The sequence below is a fragment of the Brotocaccenecus cirricatena genome, assembly GCF_020687045.1.
GTDB classification, from domain to species: domain Bacteria; phylum Bacillota; class Clostridia; order Oscillospirales; family Oscillospiraceae; genus Vescimonas; species Vescimonas cirricatena.
Genome location: NZ_JAJEPW010000099.1, coordinates 1 through 7,030, shown reverse-complemented (window position 1 = coordinate 7,030; position 7,030 = coordinate 1). Strand labels below are relative to the sequence as shown.

Genomic DNA, 7,030 nt, shown 5'->3' with positions numbered 1-7,030 from the left:
GGGCCGCCCGGAAGGGCGCCCCTGCTGCTTTATATTACTGCTTTGGCGCCTGCTTCATGGACAGGCTGATGCGGCGCTTCTTTTCGTCCACCTCCAGGACCGTCACCTTTACCACGTCTCCCACGGACACCACCTCCGACGGGTGGCGGATGAACTTATTGCAGACCTGGGAGATGTGCACCAGGCCGTCCTGGTGGACGCCGATGTCCACGAACACGCCGAAATCCACCACGTTGCGGACGGTGCCCGTCAGCACCATGCCGGGGGCCAGGTCCTTGATCTCCAGCACGTCCGTCCGCAGGATGGGGGCAGGCAGGTCGTCCCGGACGTCCCGGCCCGGCTTTACCAGCTCCGCCGCCACGTCCTGCAGGGTGGGCACGCCTACGTTCAGCCGGGCGGCGGTCTCCTCCCAGCCCAGGGCCTTCACCTTCTGGGGCAGGTCCGCCAGCCTCCCGGCGGCCACGTCGGCCAGGGTATAGCCGCACAGGGCCAGCAGTCCCTCCGCGGCGGCGTAGCTCTCCGGATGGACGCCGGTGTTGTCCAGCACAGACTTGCTCTCCGGCACCCGCAGGAAGCCCGCCGACTGCTGGAAGGCCTTGGGCCCCAGCTTGGGCACCTTCAGAAGCTGACGGCGGCCGGTGAAGGCGCCGTTTTCCTCCCGGTATTTCACGATATTTTTGGCGGTGGCGGCGTTCAGGCCGGACACCCGGCCCAGCAGGCTGGCGGAGGCGGTGTTCACGTCCACGCCCACGGCGTTGACGCAGTCCTCCACCACCCCGGACAGCGTCTCGTCCAGCCGCTTCTGGGGCATATCGTGCTGATACTGGCCCACGCCAATGGCCTTGGGGTCGATCTTCACCAGCTCGGCCAGGGGGTCCTGCATCCGCCGGGCGATGGACACGGCGCTGCGCAGGTTCACGTCATACTCCGGAAACTCCTCCGCCGCCAGCTTGCTGGCGGAGTATACGGAGGCCCCGGCCTCGTTGACCATCATATAGCTGACGCCGCCGCCCAGCTGCCGGATCATCTCCACCGCCATCTGCTCGGTCTCCCGGCTGGCGGTGCCGTTGCCGATGGCAATATGGGTGACGCCATGGCGGCGTACCAGGCGGGACAGCCGGTCGATGGCCTCCTGCTTCTGGCGGGGGCCGTAGGTGGGGTACACCACGGCGGTGTCCAGCACCCGGCCGGTGCCGTCGATGACCGCCACCTTGCAGCCGTGGGCATAGCCGGGGTCCAGGCCCATGGTGACGTGGCCCTTTACCGGGGGCTGCATCAGCAGGGGCTTCAGGTTCAGGCCGAAGTTGGCGATGGCCCCCTCGCAGGCGGCGTCAGTCAGGTCGGACCGGGCCTCCCGCTCCAGGGAGGGGTAGATCAGCCGGTCATAGGCGTCCTCACAGGCGGCCTTGATAAACTCCATAGCCCGGGACCCGGGTCGCACCACCGCCCGGCGCAGAGTCATCAGACCCAGCTCCCGGTCCAGCAGCACGGTGACGGAGAGGACGCCCTCCTTTTCGCCCCGGTTGATGGCCAGGACCTGGTGCCCGGCCAGCTTGGCGATGGGCTGGTCAAAGTCGTAATACAGCCGGTAAACGGTGTCCTCCTCCGTGGCGGCCAGACTCCGCAGATGTCCCTGCCGGCGCAGCAGCTCCCGCAGGGTCTTGCGGATGGCGGCATCGTCCGACAGCAGCTCCGCTACGATGTCGTTGGCCCCCTGGAGGGCGTCGGCCAGAGTCTCCACCCCCTTCTCTGGGTCCACATAGTCCCGGGCGGCCTCCTCCGGAGCCGGGCAGTCCCGGCCCTGGTCCAGCAGCAGAAGGGCCAGGGGCTCCAGGCCCTTCTCCCGGGCCACCGTGGCCCGGGTGCGGCGCTTCTGCTTATAGGGGCGGTACAGGTCCTCCACCTCCGCCAGGGTGGCGGCGCTGTCGATGGCGGCGGACAGCTCGTCGGTGAGCTTCCCCTGGCCGTCGATGGCGTTTTTCACCTCCTGGCGGCGCTGGTCCAGGTTCCGCAGATAGCTCAGCCGGTCCTCCAGGGTCCGCAGGGCGGTGTCGTCCATGCTGCCGTGCAGCTCCTTGCGGTAGCGGGCGATGAAGGGGATGGTATTGCCCTGGTCCAACAGGTCGATGACGTTCTGCACATGGGCCAGGGGCTTGTCCAGCTCCCGGGCCAGAATTTCGGCAATGGTCTGCATGCGTGATACTCCTTTCTTCCGGGGAAAAACCGGGACGGAGCCTGTCCGTCCCGGTTTTTTCACTTGTGATACAGGCGCTTGATCTCGTACCGGGGCTGGCAGCTGACGTGGATGCCCAGGCGCTTATAGAGCTTCTCGTCCTCCTCGGAGATGATGACGGAGAAGTGGGCGTCGCAGCCCCGGAGGTCGTCCAGCTTCTTCAGCACCCGCTCCGCCAGGGGGTTGGTGACGGCGGAGATGGACAGGGCGATGAGCACCTCGTCGGAGTGCAGCCGGGGGTTCCGGTGGCCCAGGTGGGAAATCTTCATATCGCTGATAGGAGCGATAATGGACGACGGCAGCAGGTCCAGTTCCTTGTCGATGCCCGCCAGGGCCTTGATGGCGTTCAGCAGCAGCGCCGCCGAGGGTCCCAGCAGGGAGCTGTTCTTTCCGGTGACCACCCGGCCGTCCGGCAGGACCATGGCCCCGGCGGGGGCGGCGGTCTCCTCCGCCTTTTTCAGGCAGGCCGCCACGGCGGGACAAATATCCGGCGTGACCCCGGCCTGCTGCATGATGATCTCCAGCTTGCGCACCACATCGTCGTCGCACTTGCCCCGGACCCGGTCCACCATACCGGCATAGTACCGGCGGAGGATCTCCATCCGGGAGGCCTCCTGGCATACCGCATCGTCCACAATGGCGAAGCCCGCCATGTTCACGCCCATGTCCGTGGGGGACTGATAGGGGGACGTGCCCTGAATCCGCTGGAACATGGCGTTGAGCACCGGGAAAATCTCCACATCCCGGTTGTAGTTCACGGTGGTCTTGCCGTAGGCCTCCAGGTGGAAGGGGTCGATCATGTTCACGTCGTTCAGGTCCGCCGTGGCCGCCTCATAGGCCAGGTTCACCGGGTGCTTCAAAGGCAGGTTCCAGATGGGGAAGGTCTCATACTTGGCGTAGCCAGCCCGGACGCCCCGCTTGTTCTCATGGTACAGCTGGCTCAGGCAGGTGGCCATTTTGCCGCTGCCGGGGCCGGGGGCCGTCACCACCACGATGGGGCGGGTGGTTTCGATATAGTCGTTTTTGCCCAGGCCGTCGTCGGACACGATGTGGGCCACGTCCGAGGGGTATCCGGCAATGGGATAGTGGCGATAGCTCCGGACGCCCAGGGCCGTCAGCCGCTTGATGAAGGCGTCCGCCGCCGGCTGCCCGGCGTACTGGGTGATGACCACGGAGCCCACATAGAACCCCAGGCCCCGGAACACGTCCATCAGCCGCAGCACGTCCTCGTCATAGCCGATGCCCAGGTCGCCGCGGATCTTCTTCTTTTCGATGTCTCCGGCGCAGATGGCCACCACGATCTCCACCTCGTCCCGGATGGAGGCCAGCATCCGGATCTTGCTGTCCGGCTGGAACCCCGGCAGCACCCGGGAGGCGTGGTAATCGTCGAACAGCTTGCCGCCGAACTCGATATACAGCTTGTCGCCGAATTGCTCCCGCCGGGCCCGGATGTGCTGGGCCTGGAGGGCCAGGTATTTGTCGTTATCAAAACCGATTTTCATATGTGCTCCCTCTTTCCGGTAATTGCTTCAACCTAACTATTATACACGACCGTGCCCGGAGAGAAAAGGCCTTTTTGCATTTTCCCCTCCGGCAAATTTGCCGGTTTTCGGGGCGGGATTTTGGGCGAAACGCGCCGTTGCGTTTTGCCCCCGGCGGGGGTATACTAAAAGATACACCACATATGCAGGAGGATGCACACCATGCGCTTTCAGGTTTTGCTGAAAAAGGAAAACGTTCCGGGGACCAATTTCTTCCCCTTTTTCGAGACCGACGACATCCACGAGGCCAAGGACTTCGCCATGCGGCTGGCCTTTGAGGAGTTCAACCTGGTGAAGGTCATGGACACCAAGCGCCAGGAGCTGGTGCGGGACTTTGACGCCGCCATCTATCGGGAGTAACGCGTATACGGACGAATACGGACAAAAAAGAGGCGCTGCCGCGGCAGCGCCTCTTTTCAATTGGTGGATCGGGTAAATCAGAACCACAGGCCCCAGGCCAGGAAGCCCAGGCAGGCCACCACGCCGGTGAACAGCAGAACGATGACCAGATAGCCCATGATATCCCGGGCAGACAGCTTGGCAATGCCCAGAGCAGGCAGAGCCCAGAAGGGCTGGATCATGTTGGTCCACTGGTCGCCCCAGGCAATGGCCATGGCGGTGCGTCCGGCGTCGATGCCCAGGTTGGCACCGGCGGGCATCATGATGGGACCCTGAACGGCCCACTGGCCGCCGCCGGAGGGAACGAAGAAGTTCACGATACCGGCCGCCAGGAAGGACAGCATGGGGAAGGTGATGCTGTTGGAGATGTTCACGAAGAACTGGGAGATAACGCTGGCCAGAGACACGCCCTGCTCGTTGGCAGCCACCATCATGCCCATGATACCGGCATAGAAGGGGAACTGCAGCAGGATACCGGCGGCGCCGGCAGCAGCCTCGCCGATGGCGTCCACATAGCGGCGCAGGTCACCGTGGAGCAGGATGCCCAGGAACAGGAAGATCATGTTCACGATGTTCAGGCCCAGGGTGAAGCCGTTCTGGACGAAGTAGTAAACGATGTAGGCAAACCCGGCCACCACCAGGATCACCCACAGGATCTTGGAGTGCTCGATGCGGTCAGCGGGGGTCTTGATCTCGTAGGTCTTGTCCTCCTCATCCTGCAGCAGGGTGGGGTCGATGCAGACGGTGTGGGCCTTGTCGGGATGCATGGCGTAGTTGATGAAGGGCATGGCGATCAGGATCACGACGCACATGATGATGTTCACGGGGTGGAACACGGTGGCGGTGATGGGGGCCTGATAGGTCACCTCACCGAAGGCCTTGCCGGCCACCAGGTCCAGGGGGATGGAGCCGGACAGACCCGCGTGCCAGATCACGAAGCCGGAGTAGGCGGAGGCGATCAGCAGAGGATAGTCCACGGTGGGAACGCGGCGGACCACTTCCTTGGCCAGCAGAGCGCCCACCACCAGGCCGAAGCCCCAGTTCAGCCAGCAGCAGATGGTGGAGACCATGGTGGTGATCACGATGGCCTGCATGTTGTTGTGGCACAGACCCGCCACAGCCCGCAGGGCCTTGCGGCAGGGCTTGGCGGAAGCCATGGCGGAACCGAATACCAGAACCAGGGCCATCTGCATGGAGAACGCCAGCAGGCCCCAGAAGCCCTTTGCGTCGCCCCAGGCGTTGAGCACCTTCAGCGGACCCATTCCCGTGGCAAACATGGCGCCGATGAAAACGATGATGCTCAGGATGATGGCGAACAGGAAGGCATCCGGCAGCCAGCGATTGACCACGCGAACGCAGCCGTTGGTGAATTTCTTGAACACAGACTCACTCTCCTTAATTTGGGGGCGCGGCGCACCGCGCTGTTTCGTTTTCCGGTCCGCCGCCCTATACGCAGCAGACCCGTCTGTGTTAATTCTATAACAGTCACAGAATGTTTACAATTGCCAAATCGCTGAATTTTTAACGAACATTTTGTGAAGTGTTACAGATTTCTCGGATTTTTCATATATCACGCTAAAATATCGCAGAAAAGCATAAAGAATCAATAAAGTAATGGAGTTTTCGCGTTAAGTTTTTGGTTGGAGTCACCGAGCGACAGAGCAATAAAAACGGATGAGATTCTCCACTGCGGCGGACAGATTTTCCCGGCAGGAAACCCGCACCTGTTCAAAGGGCAAGGGCAGAGGATTGATGGGGAAGGCGGCGGTGAGGCCCAGCTCATAGGCCCGGGGCAGGGCGGAGACGTCCACCGCCCCGGCCAGGGCCGCGCAGGGAACTCCCAGCTCCCGGGCCCGCCGGGCCACGCCGATGACGGCCTTGCCGCCCAGGCTCTGGCCGTCCAGCCTGCCCTCGCCGGTTATGATCAGGTCCGCGTCCGACGCCAGACGGGGGAAATCCGCCGCATCCAGCAGCATCTCCACCCCCGGCCGCAGCCGGGCGTTCAGCAGGGCCGCCGCCCCTGCGCCGAAGCCGCCTGCCGCGCCGCCGCCGGGCATATCCAGCACGTCCCGGCCCGTGTCCCGGCGCAGCACCGCCGCCAGATGGGCCAGGCCTGCGTCCAGCAGCTGCACCATGTCCGGGTCCGCCCCCTTCTGGGGGCCGAACACGGCGGCAGCGCCCCGGGGGCCGCACAGGGGATTGTCCACGTCGCACAGTACCGTCACCGGCGGCAGCGGCTCCAGATTTTCGGAGGAAATGCGGTGGATATCCCCCAGCGTGCCGCCGGTGGGGACAAATACCCGGCCCCGGCTGTCGTAAAATTCCACGCCCAGGGCAGCGGCGGCTCCGCAGCCGCCGTCGTTGGTGGCGCTGCCGCCCAGGCCCAGCAGCAGACGCCTGGCTCCATGGCGGGCGGCGTGCAGCAGCAGCTGGCCCACGCCGTAGGTGGTGGCCTCCGCCGGATGCAGGTCCGTTCCGGCCAGAGGCAGTCCTGCGGCGGCTGCCAGCTCCACAACGGCGGTGCCGTCAGGCAGCAGGCCGTAAAACCCCGGCGCCGTGCCGCCATAGGGGCCCATGCAGGGGCATTCGATCCGCCGGCCGCCGCAGGCCGCCAGAAACGCTTCCACCGTACCCTCGCCGCCGTCGGCCAGGGGGATGGAGAGCACCTGTGCCCCGGGGTCAGCCCGCCCGATGGCCTCCCGGGCCACGGCGCAGAAGTCCCGGGCGGACAGGGTGCCCTTGAAGGAATCGGGGATGAGAATGTATTTGTGCATATTGCACCTCCCGGTGTAGCTTGTTGTCCATAGGATACCCCATCGGGGGGGAAATAACAAGAGGGCGCGGCCCACCCCCCCCC

Annotated in this window: 5 protein-coding genes; 1 reads left to right on the top strand and 4 read right to left on the bottom strand. The window is 64.5% G+C overall.

The window, feature by feature from the left end; translation table 11 throughout:
* Positions 1-34 precede the first annotated feature (34 nt).
* A complete protein-coding gene (locus tag LKD37_RS16515; protein ID WP_302930180.1) occupies positions 35-2,194 on the bottom strand; it encodes a Tex family protein in 2,160 nt (719 codons plus the stop codon).
* 59 nt (positions 2,195-2,253) lie between these two features.
* Positions 2,254-3,735, bottom strand: coding sequence for a DUF1846 domain-containing protein (locus tag LKD37_RS16510; protein WP_302930179.1), 1,482 nt, complete (start codon positions 3,733-3,735; stop codon positions 2,254-2,256).
* Between the two features lie 201 nt (positions 3,736-3,936).
* Here LKD37_RS16510 and LKD37_RS16505 point away from each other — a divergent pair, with 201 nt between their 5' ends.
* Positions 3,937-4,134: a hypothetical protein gene (locus LKD37_RS16505; protein WP_302930178.1), complete on the top strand. Its 198-nt coding sequence runs from the start codon at positions 3,937-3,939 to the stop codon at positions 4,132-4,134.
* A 77-nt stretch (positions 4,135-4,211) separates the two neighbouring features.
* Here LKD37_RS16505 and LKD37_RS16500 read toward each other — a convergent pair whose 3' ends face one another.
* Both LKD37_RS16500 and LKD37_RS16495 read right to left on the bottom strand, forming a co-directional pair.
* Complete coding sequence (locus LKD37_RS16500; protein ID WP_302930177.1) at positions 4,212-5,555, bottom strand: short-chain fatty acid transporter; 1,344 nt, start codon at positions 5,553-5,555, stop codon at positions 4,212-4,214.
* Between the two features lie 264 nt (positions 5,556-5,819).
* On the bottom strand, positions 5,820-6,947 hold the full coding sequence (locus LKD37_RS16495) for a glycerate kinase family protein (protein ID WP_302930176.1): 1,128 nt from the start codon (positions 6,945-6,947) through the stop codon (positions 5,820-5,822).
* Positions 6,948-7,030: the final 83 nt, after the last annotated feature.